This window comes from Pseudundibacterium arcticum (genome assembly GCF_042646465.1).
Taxonomy (GTDB): Bacteria; Pseudomonadota; Gammaproteobacteria; order Burkholderiales; family Burkholderiaceae_D; genus Undibacterium_A; species Undibacterium_A arcticum.
This window is the reverse complement of record NZ_JBHRTP010000091.1, coordinates 40895-62239: the sequence shown is the minus strand read 5'-3', so window position 1 is coordinate 62239 and position 21345 is coordinate 40895. Positions and strand designations below refer to the sequence as shown.

Below are 21345 nucleotides of genomic sequence, written 5' to 3'. Positions count from 1 at the left end.
GCATATGTCACACGAATTAGAAGGTTACTACGTGAAGAAAATGGGTCAGAACAGGGGCGCGCCGCGCATTTGGCTGGAAGGCACTCAAACTGAGAAGGCAGGTTTCAAGCCAGGCCAGAAGTATGACATCGCAATTCAGGGCAAGACGCTGGTGCTCACGGCGTGCGAAGACGGCACGCGCGTTGTATCTTCAAAAAAGAGCGGTGACAAAATCAATCCGGTGATTGACCTGAATAGCAGGGAATTGCTCGCCATGTTTGATGGCATGTCGGCCATCCGCGTAGCTGTCAAAAAAGGGGAGATATACCTAGTCCCGCTCGCCACAGAATTGAAAAAGCAAGAACGCACGCAGCGGCTTCGTCGCAAGCTCGAAACGGGCGACGCATTAACAATCGGGAGCTTGTCGCACGGTGGCGGTATTCTCACGAACGCAATTCATCACGGGCTGCAAAACGCTGGGATTAAAACGGAACTCGCTTTTGCGAACGATATACGCGGTGAGTTGCTCGAACATGCGGCGGTGCATAACGACGCGTGGAATGAAAACACAAAAGTATATGCGGCGCCAATGCAAGAACTCGCATTCGATGAGAGAGGGCTTTGCTCAATTCCGAAAACTGAAATCATGGAATTTGGAGTGCCTTGTGAGTCAAGCTCTTCGAGTGGAATGGCCAAGAACGGCAACAAGATCGCCGAGGCGCATGAGCATACTGGTCACTTGGTTGTCGCCGGCCTAATCATCCTGGCGAAAGTCAATCCGGCCATCGTTATATACGAATGCGTTCCCAACTATTTTTCAACCGCGAGTGCCGCAATTTTGAGAACGCAACTCAAAGATTTGGGGTACGTCACACATGAGGCGGTCTTAAACGGCAAGCAGTGGGGCGAACTGGAAAATAGGAATCGTTGGGTCATGGTCGCGGTTAGTGAGGGCATTCAATTCGACCTTTCGCAACTGATGCCGCCTACGCATGCGCCGCGCAAACTAGGGGAAATTTTAGAGCAAATTCCTGACGACGATCCGCGATGGAGCCGAATGGATTATCTCAAGGATAAGGCCGTGCGTGACGCTGATGCCGGCAAAGGTTTTAAAATGCAAATCGTTACCGCAGACTCCGAACATGTCGGCACGATAGGCAAAGGCTACATGAAGCGCCGTAGCACTGAGCCCCTGGTTCAGAACCCTAACAATCCTGATTTGTTACGCCTGTTAACTCCGGAAGAACATGCGTCGTGCAAGGGCATTTCGCCACATCTTGTTGATGGACTCTCCTCGACTGCAAAACACGAGGTACTCGGACAGTCGGTGATTTTTTCTGTATTTCGGGACGTTGGGCATCATGTGGGAAATTCCATCAACCGCTTCGTGGGCCGGCCAGAGATCGACATGGAACGCGCCGAAGCAACATCGATTCTGGTGGAATCGAATGCGACCGATCTTGATCCGCAATTCATTGACTTGGCAAAGGAAGTCGTCGCAACGCTAAAACGCGCGGAGAATGGCCATACGTATTCCGGTCCAGTCGTCGCCGTCGATCGCAATCTGGTAATCCAGGACGTGGGGCGCAATACCGGGATTGTTCACGACACGTCAAAGCTCGATCGCGTGCCGAAGCTCGGCGCGAAAATGAAGGTGGTTCACGAAAATGACATTGGTAAGGTTGTGGTGCAATCCAAACCGCAATTGTCGTTGAGTCTGTGACTCACGGTATTCAAACAGCTTTGTTTGAACTATGGGCTGCGGATCAAGACTTTATAGTTTTGTTCAAAACTTTATTGTCAGAAAAAAATTTTTTGGACCGTAAGTTTTGGTGTCTTTCTTTTTTCGTACTACAATACATTTAATATGTTATACATTCAATATATAGGAGGAGCCGATGAATAGCAGAAGCCGCATTGCTTTTAGCAAATTGTCAACTTTAGCGGCGCGAAAGAACGTTTGTTCGCGTTGCACGGCAACCATTGCAGTGATACCCAATTATGGGTGCCGCCTCTTTGTTGATTTTGGGGGTAGGCTATACGATGTGAGGGCAGAAAACGATGAGCCTTATGTTTTCCCGACAGTCGATATGGCGATTATTGAGCTATCAAAAATCCGTGGGCTCGACCAGTGGGTTACAGTTGACATGGTTAGCCTAATACCACGGCCAACAATTTCTATGGAAGGAGTACGTGAGCTTGAAAACGCTGCCTGAAAACGATAATCATGGCTTCGTCGGGTTGAAGCAAGCGGTCGCGGAAATGGTTCGCCGCATTGACCGGGCGATGCCTGATCTAAAAGAACCTGTAAAAATGTTGATTGCCGGGGGGGTGGCCGTCAATTTTTATACGGGCGCTCGCGTTACCCTGGATGTCGATGCATCGTTCTCACGGAGGATTATGCTGCCTGATGACCTGGTTATTCCTTATCAGGGACCGGACGGCAAGATCCTTTCGGTGCATCTTGACCGCAACTACAACACGACGTTTGCCGTCATGCATGAAGATGCCGAAGACGATGCCGTTGCGATTGAAGGGCCGGAGTTCGATGCAAAAAATATCAAGCTTTTTTTGCTTTCACCTCTCGATTTGGCCGTTAGCAAAATAGCAAGATTTGAAGGCCCGGACCGCGCGGACATCGCGTCTTTAGCAAGAGAGAAATTGATTTATCCTAAAGCGCTGGCCGAGCGCGCGGAAGAAGCAATATCGTACTACGTCGGTAGCACCGAGAGAGTCCGCTCGAATCTCCGTGAGGCGATCCGCGTTGTAGAGACGGCGCAACGGGATCTACGCAAAGAACACAAAGGCAATGAGAATGGCCGCTAATCCTTTCAAAAAAGATGATTTTCCTACTTTCCGTGAATGGGAGCAGGAACTCGCGTTCTTTTTATTGGATCAACTTCGCGCGCCTTCTACCGATGGCTGGCAAGCGCTCGCCGTGGACAACGAATCGAAACGTAATGCCGCGTTCATGGCATATCAATTATCAAATTTCGCTCTAGTCAAGGGAATGCCGGCAGAAGCTACGCTTCGCCCCGTATTTGAATTCCTATTAAGACGGCCACTAAGTCTTCCCGAATTTGCTGAATGGCTATCGCAAAAATGGGTAGATCAGTCAAGGCTTTCCGAGACCTTGAACACCTGTCTAAAAGACGGCGTATCGCGTGAAACGCATTCGCTAGTCATCTAATTTTTCCAACGTTGGAAATCGCCCGACACCCACACTGCACCATGCCTATTCACGCCACTCAGTACAAGTCTATTGTCTGGTCAGGTCGTGCGTGAGATTTACCTCAAAATAAAGTGCAAAAATTTCTTGCAAGGTTAAATTAACTAACCTGCAATGAGTCACAGTATGATTCATACCGGAGGCGCCTTGAAAATTATTAGGGAAACCATCCATGACGATGCAAGCGGTTGGAACGCGGTTGTAGAGGTCGCCGGGGTGTTGTTCCGCGCTAGTTTTGTGGCGTCGAAATTATCGGTTGGCCTGGTGCCGTACAAGCATAATCCGCGCCGCCCTCGCTGGCCGCAAAGTCTGTGCGGGAATGGGCCACAAATAAAATCTCGGAACTGCCGGCTGATTGGCTGAACGCGCACCGACTACTTTATTCTGAGGCGTGAGGCACCAATGGCTTTCATTGATCCAAAACCCACGCCCATCAAAGTCCACCCCGTTTCTCATGACCGTGCGGCATGGGCAAGGCGTGTTAACGGCGCATGGTTTGTAATTGTTGAGTGCGTCGATGGAAATACCAATCGAAAGCCGTGTGATGGTGAGAGTGCAGCAAAATCCGCCGCCCGAACCTTCGTCACGATTTACCCGTCCGTGTTTGAAAAACTTAATGTAGCCTAATGCCTGCAGGGAGAAATACAATGCTATTTCAACGGCTCAAATTGAAAATTATGTCCATGCTCTTACTGGGTACCATGGCGATTTGTGCGGCGATCTTCGCCGCTTATGTCGGATATGGTCTTATCTGTGAAGCGAGATCGCCTGTCGTCGGAGGGATTCTTATTCTTGGTGTTTTTTTACCCTTCCTCGGCGCGGGGTGCGCAATGATGTCGATCGGTATGGTGGATTTCTTGCGGTCCAAAGCATCCGATCGTATGGCGGGAAATTGGTCAAGCTATCGGCGCATATGATCCAGTCGGAAATGTAACCACTAGCAGGCAATTCGATGTATCAGCAAAACGAATATGGTGTTGTGCAATATCCGAAGGGGGACGCACGGAGATTGTTCGTACTGCTTGCGGCGATTGATTACTTGGAGCGGCCGACACTGACAACATTAACGAAATTCACCGGCCACAACAAAGGTACGATAACTGCTGATGTTGATAAACTACGCGATCAATTTGGCGTAGAGATTCACAAGGACGGTCCGGTCTATTAGCATCAAAACGTGGGGTGATCTACTTAAGAAAAATAGTGTCAAAAAATTCTTGCCGCCGGGTAGTACTGAATAGTAGGTAATTGTTGATAAATCGAACACCAACACTAAGCAGAAAGTCAAAATGAAAAAATTAAGTTATTTGTGTCTTGTCTTGTTGCTGGCCGCGTGTGGCCGTGCCGATGGCGAATACTTAGGCAAGTGGGTTAATGTCAAAAACCAGAAAGACACGCTTGAAATCGTCCGCAATGGTGACTCTTACCTGATCAAGGAGACGCGGCCATCCTTTTTTAGCAGTGGTCAGATGGACACGAGCAACGTGCCTGCGGTTCTAAGGGACGGCGCATTGCAGGCGCATGGCGGTATGGGTCAGGTAAATATTGTCCACGTAAAAGAAGGCGACACGCTTTCGATGCCTGGTGCGATGGGTGGTTCGATCGAATATAAGCGGTTGCGATAATTTCATCAGTGGACGAGGCGAAGCTGACCGTGGCATTAATCGAGTGGAAAAATCCGGGAATGTCGGCCGACAGGGCGCACGCGACCTGTCACCAAGGGCAGGAGAAGGGTGAGCAGCGATGGCAAACATTCATCAAGTTTGGTCTCAAGAGCTTGACAACGGAACGACCGGAACATTTGGCATCGATGACGGCGGACGTGTTTATTGGAACGGCAATCCTCTGGTGACAGAGGAGCGAGTAAAGCTGCAAGGATGGGTGAATGCCGCTATTTTTATTGCTGCGGTTGCGGCGGTCCCCCAAGCAATTTTTGCGGTCCTAACTTACTACAACAAATAACTACGGTAAATGAGCGATGGCAAAGTTTTTGAACACGAGCGCTACTAATTACTTCCTTGAAGAAATGATCAAAGAAGCGACGGATCGCCTGATATTGATCAGTCCATTCCTAAAGCTCAACGACAGAATGAAAGAACTTCTCGCCGACAAGAACCGACTCAAAATTGATGTACGAATTGTGTATGGAAAGAGCGAATTGCAACCCCAAGAAATCGAGTGGCTACGTGGACTCACCTACATTCGAACCAGTTTCTGCAAGAACCTGCACGCCAAGTGCTACATGAACGAAGAGCTGTGCATTGTCACCAGTCTGAACCTGTACGAGTTCAGCCAGGTCAACAATAACGAGATGGGTATCCTGATTCGACGCTCGGAAGATGGCACGCTCTACAAGGACGCTTACGAGGAAGCTCAGAGGATCATTCGGATTAGCGATGAAGTGCGTATCTCCCTTGAGCGGGTGGCCAGCGAGCCTGATGGCAAATCCAATGCAGATGCCGGAAAGTCCGATAGCGAAGAAACTGCTGGAAAGATCACCTCATCCAAGTTGGGCCAGAAACTTGGAATCAAGACAAACGAACTCCTGGAACGAGCCGTCGCATCCGGCCACATCGAACTGCGTGATGGCAAGCATGCTCTGGCAGTGAAGGGCGAACAGGCCGGCGTTGAGTTCATTGCCAAGTCACGGTTTGGCCCTTATTTTCTTTGGCCGGAAGACTTTCACCCTGTTTGAGTAATAGTTAGGAAAAGCAGTACCAGGCAATCGCCTATTCCGGCACCTCGCGGCATCAGGGGCATTTTGAAAGGTTTTCCGTCACATGCGTTTACTTATCTCTCTGTTTCTCCCCTGGTTGACGTTTTTCACGATCGGACGCCCATTCGCCGGCATCATTTGCCTGATTTTGCAACTGACCTTGATCGGATGGATTCCAGCGACGATCTGGGCGGTTTATGCGCTGGGTCAGTACAAGACCGATAAGAAGATCGAGAAGGCGTTGCAAACACTTTGAACATGCATAAGGGCGTCGAGGTAAACCGTGAAAGCCAATCTCGTTTTGTACGTCTACAAGTGTGCCAAGTGCGGTTATAACGGCGAAATGCACCTGCCTGGTGACGGGCATGCCGGCGAATCCGCAACCTGTACGGTATGCGGCGCCGTTGTGACGCTTGAGTGGGACGGTGGTGTGACGTTTCAACCAAACCGACCACATTTTGAAAAGCGCAAACAGCCTGGGTAACTGTGATTTGAGTCGAGGAAAAACCGTGAGCACAAGATTTGTGGAATTGACTATCGTAGGTGATTCATCAGATACCAACGCGGCTGCGAGAAAGGGCAGCATTCGAGTGGACCAGATCGCGACCTTCGTGGATGTCGAAGCCCAATACGGCCAGACTGGTATCCATACCACAATCACGCTCCTGGTGTGAACTATCAGCAATAAATGGGATAAATCAGCTACTGATGAGACATTCGTAAGTGATTGATTTTAAATGTGATAGTCCAAAATAACGGCGGTGTTATCTAATCAGTAGCTGATCCATCGTCTCTGCTGCGTCTCACCACTTACTAACCATTCACACCTGGAGCCGGACGACTACATGGACGAAGATGCTGGCGAGGGAGGTGGCGTGATACATGGTGTTCGAAAGCTCCACGTTCAAGAGCCATACGATGTGTTTAAATCTTTGGTGAGCGGTGATCTCACCTAATGAAGATTCCAGATCGAAAAATCGGCTATCCAAACAAACTTTGGTTCACGGCATTCTCTGATTTTTTAGAGGCGTCTTTTGGAGCTGGCATCGCAGCCATAAGCTCAACTGGGTAATGACGCAGGTACGTCCTGGCGCGTTCGGAATCCCGGCATTCCAGCCAATGATCGTAGTCGCCGGCTGGCACGATGACAAGCGAGCGTTTCTCGGCTCCGGGCTTATGGAATCGCCGCATCAGTGGGTGATCTTCGGCATTGATCGTGATCTGGGTGAATGAAAAAGATTCAGTGCCGTCCGGTTCTTCCCAGGTTCGATACAGGCCTGCAACGGCAAACGGCGACGCATCGGCCATGGCAATCTTCCAGCGTACAGGCGACCCGGATTCGTAGTTGGGCTCAAAAAACCTGGTCATCGGTACGAGGCACAGCCGTCCCTCTCGCCAGTGCTTCGCATAGCTGCGGAGCGTGTCAATCGACTCGGCACGGGCATTCATCGTGCTGAACCTTTTAACGCCAGGCGGGATATGTGCCTTTGGGATCATGCTATACAGCCCGACAACGGCCTTTCTTCGCCCTTCCTGCCCGATGATGATTGGGGCAGGATAGTCTTGCCATGTCTCTGCTTTCCAATCGAACTCGCCTTGAACGGGAGCATTGAAGTCATTTTCGAGTTCTTCGCGGGACGCTGGCAAATAGTTCACACACATGGTAGCGGTCCTTAAATTTGCGTTCCAGGCAGTATAAACCTTACCCGCAGACCGGCAATTCGTCCCAATTGGTGGTGTATTCAGGCGACTTACGCTCTTGTCGCATCTTCCACGATTGCCTTGAGCCGTCCTGACTGAGTTTTACCGTGCCCTTGCCGTACCTGGCATTGATCTCATCCAGCGTTGTCATGAGCGCAGGATCTTCCGGAACGGCCGCGAACAGATCCCCTTGATAACGGGAGGCATCACAGACCTCGCTCAGGATGACGCCGGCCTTCTTATAATGAAAGCCCGATTTGTACATGGATGCTAGGCCAGCCAGCGCCCAGCCCTGCAGCGTCATGCTATTCGCGGTTGGCGTCGTGAGTGGGATGGTGACGCTCGGACAGTATTGGGGGCGGTCCTCCCTGAATCGATCCGTCATGATGAACACCTGCAGCATGCCGGCGATAGAGTGTTGATCGCGCAGCTTCTTGGCCGCGTTACTGACGAAGTGGGCAAGGGCGTCCTGCAGATCCTCGATCGCGGTCACGGCTTGGCCAAAGGACCGGCTGTTGATGATCTGCTTCTTGGCCGGCGCCAGCTCTTCCAACTCGATACAGGGCTCACCGCGCAACTCCCGCATAGTTTTTTCCATCACCACGCCGAAGCGCTGGCGCATGCTGGGGGCGTCCGCGTCGCGCAGCTGCAGGACCGTTTCGACCCCAAGGCTGCTCAAAGCTGCAGTTAGACGGCGCCCGATGCCCCAGACCTCTTCGGTCGGGATATTACGCAGAACGCTGTTGAGTTGGGACTTGGAAAGCAGATTGAAATTGAAGTCCCCATTGGACCGCGGGTGCCGCTTGGCCACGAAGTTGGCCAGCTTGGCCAGCGTTTTTGATGGTCCAATGCCGACGCAAACTGGAATGCCGGTCTCCTGGTACACGCGCTCCCTCATCGAGCGTGCCCGCTCCTGGATATCAGTGAATCCCGTCAGATCCAGGAAGGCCTCATCGATGCTGTAGACCTCCCGGACCGGAGAGAACTGGCTCAGTATCGACATGACCCGGTTGCTCATGTCGGCATACAGCACGTAGTTCGATGAGAACACCTCGATCCCATGCTCTCGCACCAGGTCACGGATCTTGAAGACAGGCACGCCCATTTTGACGCCCAGTGCCTTTGCCTCATTACTCCTTGAAACAGCGCAGCCATCATTGTTGGATAAAATTATTACCGGCCGATTTTGCAGATCCGGCCGGAACACGCGCTCACAAGACACATAAAAATTGTTGCAGTCAACCAGTGCGATACTGCGAGTCTTTCCCTGCATACCGCCCACTCCATCGCCTCATACATTCAGTAGCTTGTGCAAGTTGAATGTGACAACACCCCAAATGCGCAATTCCTGCCCTTCCTTTAGCACAATCGGAGGATACGCCGGGTTCTCTGCCAATAACCTCACATCGGATCCGCGCCGGTAAAGACGTTTCACGGTGAATTCCTCATCGACGATGGCCAGCACGATATGGTTGTGCGCAGGCGTAATCGAGCGATCGACAATTAAGGTATCACCGTCATAAATGCCTATGCCTATCATGGAAAGGCCACGTACCCGAAACAGGAACGAGGCCTGCTCGTTCACCAGCAGATGTTCATTCAGGTTGATCCGGCGCTGCGCATAGTCAGCGGCCGGCGACGGAAAGCCGGCGCAAACCGCCGCGTCAAACAAGGTCAACACCAAGGGAAGGGAAGAAAGAGGGACCGGAGCATTCATAATTTATACTGTATGTTCGTACAGTATATGTAAGCTCGTGAAGTTCGGCAAGTGCCTCTTTTATTCAATCCTGCTCCTTGACAATTTTCATGCCTTACATTAAAGTAAGGTATATGTAAGAATGAAAGGATTATCATGTCAACAGCAACGGTAACCTCAAAAGGTCAGATCACTATCCCGGCAGCCGTTCGGGCTGCACTTGGTCTCGACGCCGGCAGCCGGATTGAATTTGTTGAAATCGAAAAAGGCAAGTACGCAATCGTCCCGGCTACCAGTCCCGTCCTAGCCCTGAAGGGCATGCTGCGCAAGCCTGCTATGCCTGTGACGATCGAGAGTATGAATGAAGCAATTGCCTCGCAGGGAGCCAAAGCGCGATGATAGGTCTTGATACCAATGTCCTGGTGCGATACATCGCTCAGGACGATCCGAAGCAGTCACCACGCGCTACGGCCGTAATCAATGCGCTGTCCAACGAAGAACCGGGGTTCATTACGCTCGTGTCGCTTGTTGAATTAGTGTGGGTGATGCAGGGCTGCTACAACGCGACCAAGTCGGAGATCGTCGAAATTCTTGAAATGCTACTTCGAACCCAAGAGTTGGCGGTGGAAAACGCTGAAACAGCGATCAAAGCACTAAGTATTTTTGCGGGATCAAAAGCAGATTTTTCGGATTGCCTCATCGAGCGATCCGCGAACAAGGTAGGTTGCGAATATACCGTTACCTTTGATGGAAATGCAGCAAAGACTGCTGGCATGCGGCTTGTGAATTGAAAAGAGGAAATAAAACTATCGCGATCGTCAGTGGAACCCTTCCTTGGCGCTAAAATACAAGGTTTTTCCACAAGCCCTCAACCAACGGCGTCACGGGAGTAGTTCACCCGGATTGGCGGGGCGCACTGCATTGCAGAACAAAGGTTAACGATGGATTACGAACAACTTCCGAGGTCGGCGCTGATCCGTATGCTTCAAGAGCACGATACGGCGCTGCTCGATGCAGGCAAAGACGGAATCATCATGAACTACACGGGGAGAACCGCTCCGTGGCAGATCATTCGCCAGGTTAAGCCGAAGCTGAGTCGCATCATCAAAAAATACTCCGCTGGTGATGAAAGCCTTCAGTCGGAAAACGAAATCTGGGACGGTGAAAACCTGTCTACCATGGTCACGCTCTACAAATACCGTGGCCAAGTTGATTTGATCGTCACCGATCCGCCATACAACACCGGTGAAGACTTCCGTTACAACGATAAATGGGACAAAGACCCCAACGACCCAGACCTAGGCGAATTGGTGCCGAAAGATGACGGGTCTCGCCACAGCAAATGGTTGAAGTTCATGACGCCACGTGTCTGGATGATGCGCGAAATGCTGAAGCCAGGCGGAGTTATCGCTATTTGTATTGACCATCGCGAGTTGTATCGCCTCGGCATGTTGATGGATGAGGTTTTTAAGGAAGACAACCGCATAGCTATCATCAATTGGCAGAAGAGTTACGCGCCAAAGAACAACGTTGGCGGCAAGAGTCAAGTCTCGACTGCGACCGAGTATGTGCTTATCTACGCAAAAAACATTGACCGCTCTAAGACAAAATTCTTAGACCGTACCGCGGCAATGGACGCCCGCTACGCTTCGCAGGATGGCGATCCTGAACCTTGGGCGCCAGGCGACTTAACTGGTCCAGGCGCTGACACGCACTACGGTCAGGTATATGCTATTCAATCTCCGTTCACGGGCGAAATGATGTACCCGTCGGAAGGCCGTTGCTGGGCTGCAGAGAAGGCGCGCATTAAGAAAATGCTCGAAGGTTGGGGATCAACATACGTCGCGAAATCTCTCGACGACGGACGAGCCCCAGCGCTTGTAATCAAAGGTAGTCTTGCCGAAGCGCGCAAACGAGCACAAGAAATATTGGAGAAAGGAACCTGGCCTATTGGCTACTGGCGCGACAATGGCATGGGGGCTTTCCGTCTAAAGAAATACCTGAAGGACGTCAGGCGCGGCGTCGTGCCCATGACATACTGGGCTAGCGAAGACTATGACGCTCCTCTCCAAATCGATAGCCAATCGTGGGCGCACGAAGAGTCTGGGCACAGCCAGACAGGAATTAATGAACTCGATGCCGTAGTCGGCAAAGGGCACGACTTTAAGACCGTTAAGCCGCTTCGGTTGATCAAGAAGATCATCCAATTGTGGTGCCGTCCTGACGGCATCGTGCTCGATCCGTTTGCTGGCTCCGGTACAACAGGCCACGCCGTTGTAGAGCTTAATCACGAATCGGGCGCAAACCGGCGATTCATCTTGATTGAGCAGGGAAATACTGACAAGGGTGATCACTATGCTCGCTCGCTCACTGCTGAGAGGGTTCGTCGTGCCATCAACGGAAACTGGGCATCCGGCAAGCGCGCGGGAATCCCTGGAGGCTTCCGGTTCATCGAACTCAAGCGCGAAAAGATTGATGCCGAAGCGGTCAATACTTTGGCTCGTGAGGAAATGATTGACCTGCTGCTGACTAGCTACTGGGACAAAGCCGAGAAGGCAAAGTCGTATCTGCGTCGTTTGCCGCCGAACAAGGAGAATCGTTACCTGTTCGGGGTAAACACTAAAGAAGAGGGTTTTTTCCTCATATGGGATTCGCCCGATAGCCCTTCGATTTTGAACCGCGATGCCTTCAAGGGAATTGTTCAAGAAGCCAATGCAGCGAAGTTAGGTTCGCGCTACCACGTGTATGCCGCCATGGCTCCTTACACGGGCACGGGAATCGAGTTCTACAAAATCCCGGACAAGGTGTTGGAACACATCGGCTTCAACCCACGCTCCGACGCGTTCAACAATGAAGAGGCTATGCATGCTTGACCTGAAAGTGTTCCAGGCCGACAGTGCCAAGCTCATCGCAGATCGTTATGCTTTTTTTGCCAACCATCCATCTCGGCCTCGGAAAGGGCATCAGTCACGCGCTTTTTTTCAAGCCCTGTCTGCACTGACAGGGGCCGGAAAAACCCCGATCCTTGCCCAGGCAGTGGCATTGATGCGTGGGCATTTCGCCGCCGAACCGATCGTGTTCTGGATGTCGAAGGCCAAATCGGTGGTTGCGCAGACCTACACGAACTTTTCGCCAGGCGGCAAATACAGCGACATCATCGACGGCTTCAGCGTGATCAACGTGTCCCAGTTGACCCCGCAATACATCGCGGACAGCTCGACTCCGCTGATGATCATGGCCACCACGGGCCTGTTCAACAACCAGAACCAGTCCGAAGGCGCGTTGAACATCTACAAGCGTGACAACGACCTGTTTGGTGATAAGTCCCCCTGGGAGCGCTTGATCCAGCGTTGCGACAACGGCAAGCGCCGTCCGCTGCTGATCGTCTATGACGAGGGGCACAATCTCTCGCCGCAGCAAACGGAATTGCTGGCCGAGCTCGAACCGGATGCCTACTTGCTGGCCAGTGCCACGCTCAAACTGCCGGATAACTTCAACAAATCGGTCATCCGGTACATCAAACAATGGGTTGAAGACGATGCCGACGATGCGCCGGCTCTTGAACGGTTGGGCGCACTCAACGACCAAGGGAAACCGGACCCGCAACGGTTCATCACAACCGCCGTCAGTAGCGACAAAGTGGTCGAAGCGCAACTAGTCAAAAAAGCCATCCAGTTCGACGGCAGCACCGCCCCGATGGAAAAATGCCTCGACGACTTAATGAAACGTCTGGACATTCTCGACGAGGAGATCACCAACCGTGGGTTGAGCGTCAAGCCGAAAGCGATTTACGTCTGTAAAACCAACATCGCGGACGACGGCGAAAAAGACGATCATACCAAACCATTCGAACACAGGAACGCACCGCCGATTCGTATTTGGCGCTACTTGGTGGAAATAAAAGGGGTCAGTCCGAAGGACATCGCCATCTATGCGAACCTGACTTTCATCGACGGCAACAAACCTGATGAAGTCAACCTGTTCTCCAAAGGCGAGAACGACTTCGACGATTTCCAAGCCGGCAACTTTCAACACATCATTTTCAATCTGTCCTTGCAAGAAGGTTGGGACGATCCCGCCTGCTATCTGGCGTACATCGACAAAAGCATGGGTTCGTCGATCCAAGTGGAACAGCTCATTGGTCGCGTGCTCCGGCAATACGACGCGAAGCACTACGAGAACCCATTACTGAATAGTGCCCACTTTTTCCTTCGCGTGGACAAACAGAGCGTTTTCACCGAAGCGATCAGCGGTGTGAAGGCGAAGCTGAAGGCCGAAGGCGCCCCGATTGAGATCGTGGAGAACTTCGGCGGGGGTAATGCTGGTGCCGATGACCTGCACCCGAAAGAAGACGTCCAGGTAAATCTGCACCACATTTACGTCGATTCCGAAGCCGCACGTGAGCGAATCGCTGAAATCATCGGTGATTTTCCAACGTTTGCAGAAGGCAGCATCGACACGATTGGTCAAGCACATACCACGTCGCATGTCGTCGAACTCATCGAACCTGGCAAGGACGGCAGAGTCATCGAATGGAAGACTGAAGGGCATACCAATCCGGTGCGTCTCCGCTGGCTTGTGAACACCGCGGTGAAAACGAGATCATCGCGAGCGCTGGCCGTTATCGACTTGAAAGACCCCAAGTTCGACGTACGTGTGCAGGTGCAAAGCACCGCCAATAAACATGCCGAAAAACTCGCAGCCGAAGTGGTGGGATCCTTTTACCAGCAATCCGAATTGGTGTATGAAAGCCTGAAGCCCTTCCAGTTTGGCGTCCTTCGTGTTCCGAAAAGTGGCCTCTCATTTACCAATGGACTTTACGAGCGCTACGCCGGTTTCAACAAGTTCGAACTAGTATTTGCGAACGCGCTGGATAAAGTGGGAAATACCTGGCACCGCAACCCGAGCAGCGGTGGGTTCCACATCCCTTTGCTGTCGGAAGGCGACACGGCCTCGTTTTTTCCGGATTTCATAGTTTGGAAAGGCAACTTAGTTTATTGCCTCGATACCAAGGGCGGACACCTCCTGACTGATGCTGTGGCGCGCAAACTCTTCGATATTCAGGATCATGGCAAAACCAAGTTACTCGTGCGGTTCATTACCGAGGGTAAGCAAACCGAACTTCGTGGGAAAGCAATTAGAGGCGGCTACACAGTATGGAAAATGAAATCCGGTAGTCCAACGCCGATCCATATGGACGATTTGGAAAAAGCTGTTAAGGAGTGCTTGCGGTAGGATATTTTTTGCCGATCCCTGCGAAAATGACATGAATACGTCACGATCTTTACAGGTGGTGTAAATCTACAAATTCAATCAAAGAGAAAGTTATTTATATGGGATTCAACGCTGACGATGCATTTGCACTGAACCTGGCGCGTGAGAATCATTTCGCCCCAATGGGATCGATGTGGGAGACAACCGCCATCATGTAATGCAAATGCACGTGGGACCTGTGCTTCCGGTTGAGAAGGCTGAAAAAATTTTGGCGGATGCAATGATGGCGGCGATGCGCGTCTACAATCACGGAGATTCCACGACCGTCTGGCTTGATATTAAAACTGTCCATATTCCTGAATTCGTTGCGGCTGCGATCGATCGTTGTGCGGGATTTGGTTTGGGGCTAGTGGTCACGCACGGCGAATGTTGTTCACATCCGCCAGGCATGCCGCTACCGGATGGCATCCTTTCGGCGATGGGCCGCGCTCTACGAAGCGGATGGGTATGGCATCCGGGCGCTAAGGCCGCAATTAATGCCACGTTACACAAATAGAAAAGGGAGTCGGCCGTATGCTATTTGCGATCAGCAATTCGATGTCTTCTTCCAGATTAAACAATCGGCGTAATTCAGATGAATTTGTCGATTTTACGAACGCCCTATAGGAACATGGCATGACAAACTTAAATCAGCGAAGTGCGGCGAATACAACAGAATGCGAGAACGATCAGCATGAATATGCATTGGCTGTGAAGGCTTATTTGGATGGTGCGTTAGAAGGTGGGCTTGCATATTTGAATAGCACGTTCGGAGCAGGGCCTCATTATCAACAGTCGTGTCCATTGGAGGTTGAATTCATGTGGGACGAGCCTGAATTCAAACGCATTGCACTGATCGATCTCCGTACTGTTTTACTTGAGAAATTTGCTGATGATCCTGAGTTCCACAAAGAGGCGATTGTGGCAGCGGCAAATGCTATGCGTAATTTTGCGGGTGAGTTGGATGCGCTGGTGAAGTAGCGCAAATGGCAACTCAAACGTGGCAGTCTCCTGTGATGCTCCGGAATTTCATGCGCGAGTCGCGAAACTGAACTGGTGTATTGTAGTGGGAGAGGGGGAGGGGGAAGGGCGCATCGGGCGCCCGCCCTGTTTTTCCGACGTTGGAAATGTCAGGCGCCCACGGTTTCTAGTTGATCGAATAACCGTCGGCTCAATCACCGCGATTTTGCGATCCTTTGTGTCACTGTCGGTTGTCCAGATTTATAGGCGATCGTAACGTGATCGCCCTTTTTAAGAATTTCGGGACCGAATGCTTTCTTATCGTGGAGGATAAACTTCTCCTTACCGATATTTTGCGCGAAAAACTCCTTGTTTTCAAAAACGATCTTACCGCTATATCGTTTCAATTGAGTGATGGCGTGCTGAACATCCGCGTTTGGCGCGATGTTAAGGATTTCATCCTCGATCGATTGTTCTCTTCGCGTTGGTCCTGCCGCCGATGCCAAGGGGAGGGTAGGCGTGGTAGGCGCGGCAGGCGCGCGAGATCGAACCTGCAGCGCTTTCAATTCGGGGTTTAGTAGGTCGATGCCAAGTTGATTCGCCATACGCGCTACACGGGCCTTAAACGCGGCGTCGCCGCCTGTAATTCTTAGTTCGCCTTTCCATTTGTCCTTCGCATACTGCAGCGCGAGCGCCAATGCCTCATCTGTCACATGTGCGCGACCAAAGGTAAGTTTTTCGCCGGCATCAAAGAAGCCGTTGTCGCCAGATTTGAAATTATAGGCAACTGTTCCGTTCTTATGCACTTTCCAAACCAATGATGAGAGTTTCCGAACGAGCGGATCGGTTATCGTTATAACAGCCGGCTTGATGGCGTTTTCCAGGACTTCTTCTGCCGGATCTTGTGCTGGTAGCTTTCCGTCGCGCTTTTCCTGGTACACCATACCGCGTAATGCACTAATGGCCGCTTCGTCGCCTGTAAGTGCCCGTTCCTCTACCCAAACTCGCCACGGAAGAAGAGGGGGGAGCAAGAGTTTTCTCTGCGCCTTTTCGTTGGCAAGTTGTTCCGTTAACTGCTGCCGCGAATGCATGACCGTCAATTTTGCGATCACGAATTCTTGCTTCTTTTGAGCGGGAGTAATGCCGATTTTTGATTTTATAGCCGCTCGATCGCGCGTATATCGTTGTTCAATAAAATCGCGCCGAGCCGTGTCGTCCGCCCTGAAAGCAATGTCCAGCTCGCGTTTCGCTACCGTGTACTTGATCCTGGCGATTTTTTGCTCTTCCAAAAATTGGACATGGAGCGCATCGCGAAGGGCCTTGCGTTCCAATTTCCGATCGAGGCGCTTCACCGGATCGCGCTTGTAAGTCTGCGATTCTTTTGGTTCAAAAAAATCCTTTGTGCTAGGTACGAAGGCACCGAATCTTTTTTCCAGCTCTTGTCGTTTCAAAAAGCGAAATGCCTTTGATGCGCCTACACTGATTTCCTTCTTTGCTTGTTGGCCGTCACCTGAAGCGTCAAGGGAGAAGACTCGCATGCCGCGACCGCCGCTATCCCGCAACTCCAAGCCGAATTGTGCAAGCTCTCGGTGCACGTCCTGCCATGTTGTTGAAGTGGGTTTCGCCAGCATCTTTTTTAACGCTTTTGCCGGTACGCCTTTGCACCAAGTTTCAAGCGACTGTTCGCCATGCCACGTTTCAAACGAAGCTGCGGCCCCTTTAACACCCACCAACTCTGGATCGACATATGTATTGTTTTCAACGACATGTTTTTTGCCGTTGATTTCGATGACTTTGAACAGCCCGTTATCGTGCGTCCAGCCGTGCTCAATTTCTATTTCGCGCGCGGCCTTGTGTAAAGTCTTGTGCAACCATTCTAGCCTTACGGCCTTATAGGTTATCGGATGGACCCGATTTGCCGCTATATGCGCGTGAATATTGTCAGTGTTACCATGAATTGCAATGATGTATTGGTGATCGCTCATACCAAGCGCCTTCAACGTCGATCGGGCGGCTGCGAATATGGCTTGTGTATCCGGTACTTCACGCTCTGGCCAAGACAGAATGTAGTGCAGGGTAGGGTTGGTCACAAGCTTATTGAACGATGCGGTAGCGCGCATTTCGCCGGCTGCATTGTCCAGGGTCGTCACATTACCGATTTCAACTGCGATTGTCTTTTCAACATCCTCGCCTAACGCATCCAACACACTTTCTTTTGTGATGTACTGCGCTAACCGTTCTATGCTTCCTTTTTGAGTGTCTTTACCTGACTGTTCGATGCCTTCAGTGATGTAAGCCTCAAGATCTTCAAAGGAAGATCCGCCGTCCTGCCTGGCCGGGGGAACCTTAACGATCACGGCTCTGTGGCTCATCTAGGTATTGGGTCGAAGCTTTCCCGGCTCTCCAACGATAAATCCCCACCAAGCTAGTGATCGAGAAGCCGATGTGCTGAATGGTCAGACCGCCAACGGATTGCACGATCGCATATCCAATCCATGCAAGATTCGAAACCAAAAATGCATAAAAACCAAAACCTGAGTAACGGTTGTTGAGAGCGAGAAGTAGCGCTCCGAGTAGTCCAAATATGCAACCAATGACCTCAAAATAATTCATCACCTATTTCGCCCCGCGTGGTTTTCGAGCAATTAGCGTGGTTAATATCGCAACGATATGGTCAAACGCTTCAACCACTCGAATATCGTTTAACGGCTTTCCGTTGAAATAAAAATCCCGCAACAAGTCTGCCGTCGTCCGCACTTCGTTGATAACGTGCTGCTCAATTTGAGATTTTATTTTCCTGGACAACCCCACATTGATAAGGTACTCGGACACCGAGAGTTGAGCTTCGCGAGCATTCGCGTCTATCAACTGTTTGTCTTCTGGTGTCGCATAGACCACTATCCGGGCGGATTTGGGATTAGCTGATTTTTTGAATCTCATAATAATTTTATTCTACTACAAACAATAGCCGTTTCCAACGTCGGAAACACCACAGCATTTGTCAATCATGCAATGTTGTTTGCACGCATCGATTTTTCCCTGCTTTAACAACGGGTCTCGGGGCGAAGCCCTGAGAAATCAGAAAGGAAAATCAGCGAAGGGGGCCGAAGGCAACCAAGTTGATTTTTCAGGTAGGGCCGAACGTTCCCGTGAGGCACCTATCTGGCATCCTGCCCTGACGGAACGTAGTCATTTACTGAATAACTTTCTGTATGTTTTTCTGTATTTAAATATGATGCTTTTTCCAAGCAATTTCGCCAGAAATTGCTCACTTCAGAGCTACTTGCGAGCGCCACATTGAAGCAATACGAATTCATGGATCGAAGGCGACTTCAAAAAAGGACTCCAAATGATAGCAACGCCTACATGGAAAACAGAGCTTTCAACTACAACTATTTCATACTACAATTGATATAATTTAAGTAGATTTAACTGCAATGTAACTGACTGAAGGAATGGCAAAATGGCGACTGTCGGAAAGATCTCTAAGGAGAATATAGAGCAGGCCAGGCAGCTATTGCTGGCTGAAATCTATAGTGAAAAAACTGACGATCGCCATGCAAAATTGGAAGTGGTTAAGCAGCTTCTTGGTCCACTGATCGCGGCCAGGAAGAGCGGATTGTCATTCGAAGAAATATTAAAAATATTCGAGAAGTCGGGGATACTCCTTGGGATTAGTACGCTTGAACGCTACTACTATTCATTAAAAACAGAAGAGGACTTGGCAAAAGAGGCGACCAAATTCGCAAATTCGATCGTCAGCGTTAGGAAAGCAATCGAAAGCAATAGCTTAAAAGTTCATCAAGAGCACGGCGCGAAATTGGCATACCAATTTCGCAGAGGGGAATCACAGACGCCCCAGCTATACGACGCCTTATCGCAATTAGAGCCGGCTTCGCCGGCAAAAATTAAAAAACCCGCCGACGCGGGTTCAAAAACGACGGGTTCGCCACTGGCGAACCCGTCGGCCCCGAAGCCCCCAGCTTCGGGGCCGAGCATTGTAAACAGGGAAAAAACAGATTTAAGAGCCGAGGCACGGCCAATCCAGACAACGGCGGTCGGCCAGGCTGCGGCTACAGAGGCCTTGACAGTCGATCAGCTTGAAGCAATTAGTATGGCAACCGAAGAGAGGTCGCAGATTATAGAAGATCTCGATATTAGAAACGATCACGTGTATAGCGCTTCAGGCGCTCCATTTGTCGGGCCACTTACAAAAAAGCAGATCCATTTGCTGAGAACGGCCGGCCGGATTATTGCTCCGACCAACGGAAAATCAAGCAAAGATTTCGTCTCAATGCCTTCGGTGATCTGACATTTCCAACGTCGGAAAACGACGGCGCCGTCACCACCAAATGTAACAACTGGATCGAATTCAGACAGTTCGCAGATGTCGTGCTATCCGATCTCGAAAACAAGGTCGGCGGATTGTCTTGCGACTTTATCCGCGCGGTTTGGTTGTGATCGCGCAGCAAGCGAACAGGTATTAATAGTCACGTTAAAAATAATTTAATTTTTCGTTGCGCTCAACGTTAAATACGTTACACTGGTTTTAATCTAATTAATCAGTGACAGGGAAAATCAATGAAATTAATTACTCAATTTTTCGCCGTTGTACTCGCTTTCCAATCATTGCCTACATTGGCGGAACAGCCGGACTTCGCAAAGGCCGTTCTAAGCGTTGGTCGTCAAACGGAGTACATGGTTTCTAGCGTGTTGCGCAGCAATTCGGATGGAATCGTCATTAAACTGATCCAGGGTATTAGAGTTGCTAATTCCGTGGATGAAGCAGTAGGCGGATTTACGCGCGATGCTTTGACGCAATACCCAGGTTACTCAGTGATTGATGCCCTAGGGTCGGCGGTGATCACTAGACACGCATCATGCGGCCAGTCGATTTAGTCACCGATTTTGAAGGACGCTGGAGAGAACCGCAAGGTACGCCGCATGGCGAACTGGTTTGGCTCCAGCCTGGCAAGGCCGGTCTTCAGACGCATGTCGCGACGATTGCTGGCAAAGTGGTGGCCACGGCGCGTAAGAATCGCAATGAGAACTCGACAACGTGAATTACCGGATGTTTCCTAGGAATCTCTGCGGCAATGACGAGGTGGTCGCAGAGGGGAGGCACCAGCAGTACGGATGGTCTAGAATTATGCTGACAAACACATGCGGTGCAATTCTGCCCGATTGCGCCCTGCGAACTCTGGGATATTCGATAAGAACTCGACGATGCGATACTCAATTCTTCGAATTGTTGCTGTCGTAATTTTCATATCACTGCCATATCGGGTCGTATTGGCTCAGCGTTTGCCAACTGACACAGAGTTACGCGCGACCTACTGTATAACAATGGTTGCTTTCGAAGTGGACATCGCGCGCGAGGGAATACAGAAGCTTGATGGGTTGCTTAAGTCAGGAAATCCTATCCTGAAAGACCCCGCACAGTCTCGAAAAATCCAAAATTCATTAGCTGAAATGCAACAAGGTCTAGTCGCTCGCGAATCGGCTCTACGTCGACTCCGACTTTATATTGTTCCTCGCTTCGCGGACCTTGATCCGCTTTCGTTACTTACTGCAACTAAGAGAGCTGACGAAGACCTAGATATGATGCGAAGTGTAGCAAGCGCATGTGTTGAGCGATGCATCAAAAGGACTGATTCTTCCCAATGCATATCTGCATGTACTGATCTTGGCCCCGAATTTAGGCAGCGCCTTGAGTCATGCCGGAACCCATCCTGGTTGCCGTTTTGAAACGACATGCCGAATGAAACTCTAACAAGTTCATCAACATGGATGCCTAAAGGTTTAGCATGG

At 50.7% G+C, this 21345-nt stretch carries 26 protein-coding genes; 20 read left to right on the top strand and 6 right to left on the bottom strand.

Features of this window, described 5'->3' with window-relative positions; translation table 11 throughout:
- Positions 1-4: 4 nt before the first annotated feature.
- The 12 genes from ACFOFO_RS23605 (at position 5) to ACFOFO_RS23550 (ending at position 6598) form a co-directional block, all read left to right on the top strand.
- On the top strand, positions 5-1702 hold the full coding sequence (locus ACFOFO_RS23605) for a DNA cytosine methyltransferase (RefSeq protein ID WP_390333102.1): 1698 nt from the start codon (positions 5-7) through the stop codon (positions 1700-1702).
- 175 nt (positions 1703-1877) lie between these two features.
- On the top strand, positions 1878-2195 hold the full coding sequence (locus ACFOFO_RS23600; protein WP_390329625.1) for a hypothetical protein: 318 nt from the start codon (positions 1878-1880) through the stop codon (positions 2193-2195).
- Positions 2179-2805 carry a DUF6036 family nucleotidyltransferase gene (locus tag ACFOFO_RS23595; protein ID WP_390329623.1) on the top strand — a complete coding sequence of 209 codons (627 nt, stop codon included), beginning with the start codon at positions 2179-2181 and terminating at the stop codon, positions 2803-2805. The genes ACFOFO_RS23600 and ACFOFO_RS23595 overlap by 17 nt, the downstream gene beginning before the upstream one ends.
- Positions 2795-3169 carry a hypothetical protein gene (locus ACFOFO_RS23590; protein WP_390333099.1) on the top strand — a complete coding sequence of 125 codons (375 nt, stop codon included), beginning with the start codon at positions 2795-2797 and terminating at the stop codon, positions 3167-3169. The genes ACFOFO_RS23595 and ACFOFO_RS23590 overlap by 11 nt, the downstream gene beginning before the upstream one ends.
- 441 nt (positions 3170-3610) lie before the next feature.
- Positions 3611-3835, top strand: a complete 225-nt coding sequence (locus tag ACFOFO_RS23585; RefSeq protein ID WP_390329620.1) for a hypothetical protein — start codon at positions 3611-3613, stop codon at positions 3833-3835.
- Positions 3836-3855: 20 nt separating this feature from the next.
- Positions 3856-4125, top strand: a complete 270-nt coding sequence (locus tag ACFOFO_RS23580; protein WP_390329617.1) for a hypothetical protein — start codon at positions 3856-3858, stop codon at positions 4123-4125.
- Positions 4126-4160: 35 nt separating this feature from the next.
- Entirely contained in the window at positions 4161-4376 is a 216-nt protein-coding gene (locus ACFOFO_RS23575; RefSeq protein ID WP_390329615.1) for a hypothetical protein, read from the top strand.
- 121 nt (positions 4377-4497) lie between these two features.
- The gene (locus ACFOFO_RS23570) at positions 4498-4833 is read left to right on the top strand and encodes a hypothetical protein (RefSeq protein WP_390329613.1); all 336 of its coding nucleotides are present in this window, start codon (positions 4498-4500) and stop codon (positions 4831-4833) included.
- 118 nt (positions 4834-4951) lie between these two features.
- The gene (locus ACFOFO_RS23565; RefSeq protein ID WP_390329610.1) at positions 4952-5170 is read left to right on the top strand and encodes a hypothetical protein; all 219 of its coding nucleotides are present in this window, start codon (positions 4952-4954) and stop codon (positions 5168-5170) included.
- Between the two features lie 16 nt (positions 5171-5186).
- Positions 5187-5903: a phospholipase D family protein gene (locus ACFOFO_RS23560; protein WP_390333096.1), complete on the top strand. Its 717-nt coding sequence runs from the start codon at positions 5187-5189 to the stop codon at positions 5901-5903.
- 85 nt (positions 5904-5988) lie between these two features.
- Positions 5989-6180, top strand: a complete 192-nt coding sequence (locus tag ACFOFO_RS23555; protein WP_390329605.1) for a YqaE/Pmp3 family membrane protein — start codon at positions 5989-5991, stop codon at positions 6178-6180.
- A 253-nt stretch (positions 6181-6433) separates the two neighbouring features.
- A complete protein-coding gene (locus ACFOFO_RS23550) occupies positions 6434-6598 on the top strand; it encodes a hypothetical protein (RefSeq protein WP_390329600.1) in 165 nt (54 codons plus the stop codon).
- Between the two features lie 307 nt (positions 6599-6905).
- Here ACFOFO_RS23550 and ACFOFO_RS23545 read toward each other — a convergent pair whose 3' ends face one another.
- Genes ACFOFO_RS23545 through ACFOFO_RS23535 form a run of 3 tightly spaced genes read right to left on the bottom strand, consistent with a single transcriptional unit; the run spans position 6906 to position 9342 of the window.
- On the bottom strand, positions 6906-7586 hold the full coding sequence (locus ACFOFO_RS23545; protein ID WP_390333093.1) for an SOS response-associated peptidase: 681 nt from the start codon (positions 7584-7586) through the stop codon (positions 6906-6908).
- A gap of 40 nt (positions 7587-7626) precedes the next feature.
- Positions 7627-8898 (bottom strand): Y-family DNA polymerase, encoded by a 1272-nt coding sequence (locus ACFOFO_RS23540; RefSeq protein ID WP_390329824.1) that lies wholly within the window; start codon positions 8896-8898, stop codon positions 7627-7629.
- Between the two features lie 18 nt (positions 8899-8916).
- Positions 8917-9342: a LexA family protein gene (locus ACFOFO_RS23535; RefSeq protein ID WP_390329597.1), complete on the bottom strand. Its 426-nt coding sequence runs from the start codon at positions 9340-9342 to the stop codon at positions 8917-8919.
- A gap of 135 nt (positions 9343-9477) precedes the next feature.
- Here ACFOFO_RS23535 and ACFOFO_RS23530 point away from each other — a divergent pair, with 135 nt between their 5' ends.
- The 6 genes from ACFOFO_RS23530 to ACFOFO_RS23505 all read left to right on the top strand — a co-directional run bounded on the left by ACFOFO_RS23530 (position 9478) and on the right by ACFOFO_RS23505 (position 15555).
- Positions 9478-9720 carry an AbrB/MazE/SpoVT family DNA-binding domain-containing protein gene (locus tag ACFOFO_RS23530; protein ID WP_390329595.1) on the top strand — a complete coding sequence of 81 codons (243 nt, stop codon included), beginning with the start codon at positions 9478-9480 and terminating at the stop codon, positions 9718-9720.
- Positions 9717-10112 (top strand): PIN domain-containing protein, encoded by a 396-nt coding sequence (locus tag ACFOFO_RS23525; RefSeq protein ID WP_390329592.1) that lies wholly within the window; start codon positions 9717-9719, stop codon positions 10110-10112. Before ACFOFO_RS23530 ends, ACFOFO_RS23525 begins: the two co-directional genes overlap by 4 nt.
- Positions 10113-10262: 150 nt before the next feature.
- On the top strand, positions 10263-12194 hold the full coding sequence (locus tag ACFOFO_RS23520) for a site-specific DNA-methyltransferase (RefSeq protein WP_390333091.1): 1932 nt from the start codon (positions 10263-10265) through the stop codon (positions 12192-12194).
- Positions 12187-14556 carry a DEAD/DEAH box helicase family protein gene (locus tag ACFOFO_RS23515; RefSeq protein WP_390333088.1) on the top strand — a complete coding sequence of 790 codons (2370 nt, stop codon included), beginning with the start codon at positions 12187-12189 and terminating at the stop codon, positions 14554-14556. The genes ACFOFO_RS23520 and ACFOFO_RS23515 overlap by 8 nt, the downstream gene beginning before the upstream one ends.
- A gap of 196 nt (positions 14557-14752) precedes the next feature.
- The gene (locus tag ACFOFO_RS23510) at positions 14753-15091 is read left to right on the top strand and encodes a hypothetical protein (RefSeq protein ID WP_390329581.1); all 339 of its coding nucleotides are present in this window, start codon (positions 14753-14755) and stop codon (positions 15089-15091) included.
- Positions 15092-15210: 119 nt separating this feature from the next.
- Complete coding sequence (locus ACFOFO_RS23505) at positions 15211-15555, top strand: hypothetical protein (protein WP_390329578.1); 345 nt, start codon at positions 15211-15213, stop codon at positions 15553-15555.
- A gap of 194 nt (positions 15556-15749) precedes the next feature.
- Here ACFOFO_RS23505 and traI read toward each other — a convergent pair whose 3' ends face one another.
- From traI to ACFOFO_RS23490, 3 genes are read right to left on the bottom strand one after another with little or no spacing between them, the layout of a single operon-like run.
- On the bottom strand, positions 15750-17891 hold the full coding sequence (traI, locus tag ACFOFO_RS23500; RefSeq protein WP_390333085.1) for a TraI/MobA(P) family conjugative relaxase: 2142 nt from the start codon (positions 17889-17891) through the stop codon (positions 15750-15752).
- Positions 17881-18147 (bottom strand): hypothetical protein, encoded by a 267-nt coding sequence (locus tag ACFOFO_RS23495; protein WP_390329571.1) that lies wholly within the window; start codon positions 18145-18147, stop codon positions 17881-17883. The genes traI and ACFOFO_RS23495 overlap by 11 nt, the downstream gene beginning before the upstream one ends.
- A gap of 3 nt (positions 18148-18150) precedes the next feature.
- A complete protein-coding gene (locus ACFOFO_RS23490) occupies positions 18151-18474 on the bottom strand; it encodes a plasmid mobilization protein (protein ID WP_390333083.1) in 324 nt (107 codons plus the stop codon).
- A gap of 523 nt (positions 18475-18997) precedes the next feature.
- On the opposite strand from ACFOFO_RS23490, the gene ACFOFO_RS23485 reads away from it, so the two are divergent.
- On the top strand, positions 18998-19846 hold the full coding sequence (locus ACFOFO_RS23485) for a hypothetical protein (protein ID WP_390333081.1): 849 nt from the start codon (positions 18998-19000) through the stop codon (positions 19844-19846).
- Between the two features lie 269 nt (positions 19847-20115).
- Positions 20116-20433, top strand: a complete 318-nt coding sequence (locus tag ACFOFO_RS23480; RefSeq protein ID WP_390333078.1) for a hypothetical protein — start codon at positions 20116-20118, stop codon at positions 20431-20433.
- Positions 20434-21345: the final 912 nt, after the last annotated feature.

Bases quoted from the DNA above. Each gene is read 5' to 3' on its own strand.
- ACFOFO_RS23565 (WP_390329610.1), top strand. From the start codon at position 4,952: ATGGCAAACATTCATCAAGTTTGGTCTCAAGAGCTTGACAACGGAACG.
- ACFOFO_RS23540 (WP_390329824.1), bottom strand. From the start codon at position 8,898: ATGCAGGGAAAGACTCGCAGTATCGCACTGGTTGACTGCAACAATTTT.
- ACFOFO_RS23605 (WP_390333102.1), top strand. From the start codon at position 5: ATGTCACACGAATTAGAAGGTTACTACGTGAAGAAAATGGGTCAGAAC.
- ACFOFO_RS23480 (WP_390333078.1), top strand. From the start codon at position 20,116: ATGAAATTAATTACTCAATTTTTCGCCGTTGTACTCGCTTTCCAATCA.
- ACFOFO_RS23495 (WP_390329571.1), bottom strand. From the start codon at position 18,147: ATGAATTATTTTGAGGTCATTGGTTGCATATTTGGACTACTCGGAGCG.
- ACFOFO_RS23590 (WP_390333099.1), top strand. From the start codon at position 2,795: ATGGCCGCTAATCCTTTCAAAAAAGATGATTTTCCTACTTTCCGTGAA.
- ACFOFO_RS23505 (WP_390329578.1), top strand. From the start codon at position 15,211: ATGACAAACTTAAATCAGCGAAGTGCGGCGAATACAACAGAATGCGAG.
- ACFOFO_RS23575 (WP_390329615.1), top strand. From the start codon at position 4,161: ATGTATCAGCAAAACGAATATGGTGTTGTGCAATATCCGAAGGGGGAC.
- ACFOFO_RS23510 (WP_390329581.1), top strand. From the start codon at position 14,753: ATGCAAATGCACGTGGGACCTGTGCTTCCGGTTGAGAAGGCTGAAAAA.
- ACFOFO_RS23485 (WP_390333081.1), top strand. From the start codon at position 18,998: ATGGCGACTGTCGGAAAGATCTCTAAGGAGAATATAGAGCAGGCCAGG.
- ACFOFO_RS23490 (WP_390333083.1), bottom strand. From the start codon at position 18,474: ATGAGATTCAAAAAATCAGCTAATCCCAAATCCGCCCGGATAGTGGTC.
- ACFOFO_RS23515 (WP_390333088.1), top strand. From the start codon at position 12,187: ATGCTTGACCTGAAAGTGTTCCAGGCCGACAGTGCCAAGCTCATCGCA.
- ACFOFO_RS23600 (WP_390329625.1), top strand. From the start codon at position 1,878: ATGAATAGCAGAAGCCGCATTGCTTTTAGCAAATTGTCAACTTTAGCG.
- ACFOFO_RS23580 (WP_390329617.1), top strand. From the start codon at position 3,856: ATGCTATTTCAACGGCTCAAATTGAAAATTATGTCCATGCTCTTACTG.
- ACFOFO_RS23545 (WP_390333093.1), bottom strand. From the start codon at position 7,586: ATGTGTGTGAACTATTTGCCAGCGTCCCGCGAAGAACTCGAAAATGAC.
- ACFOFO_RS23560 (WP_390333096.1), top strand. From the start codon at position 5,187: ATGGCAAAGTTTTTGAACACGAGCGCTACTAATTACTTCCTTGAAGAA.
- ACFOFO_RS23520 (WP_390333091.1), top strand. From the start codon at position 10,263: ATGGATTACGAACAACTTCCGAGGTCGGCGCTGATCCGTATGCTTCAA.
- ACFOFO_RS23535 (WP_390329597.1), bottom strand. From the start codon at position 9,342: ATGAATGCTCCGGTCCCTCTTTCTTCCCTTCCCTTGGTGTTGACCTTG.
- ACFOFO_RS23525 (WP_390329592.1), top strand. From the start codon at position 9,717: ATGATAGGTCTTGATACCAATGTCCTGGTGCGATACATCGCTCAGGAC.
- ACFOFO_RS23530 (WP_390329595.1), top strand. From the start codon at position 9,478: ATGTCAACAGCAACGGTAACCTCAAAAGGTCAGATCACTATCCCGGCA.
- ACFOFO_RS23570 (WP_390329613.1), top strand. From the start codon at position 4,498: ATGAAAAAATTAAGTTATTTGTGTCTTGTCTTGTTGCTGGCCGCGTGT.
- ACFOFO_RS23585 (WP_390329620.1), top strand. From the start codon at position 3,611: ATGGCTTTCATTGATCCAAAACCCACGCCCATCAAAGTCCACCCCGTT.
- ACFOFO_RS23555 (WP_390329605.1), top strand. From the start codon at position 5,989: ATGCGTTTACTTATCTCTCTGTTTCTCCCCTGGTTGACGTTTTTCACG.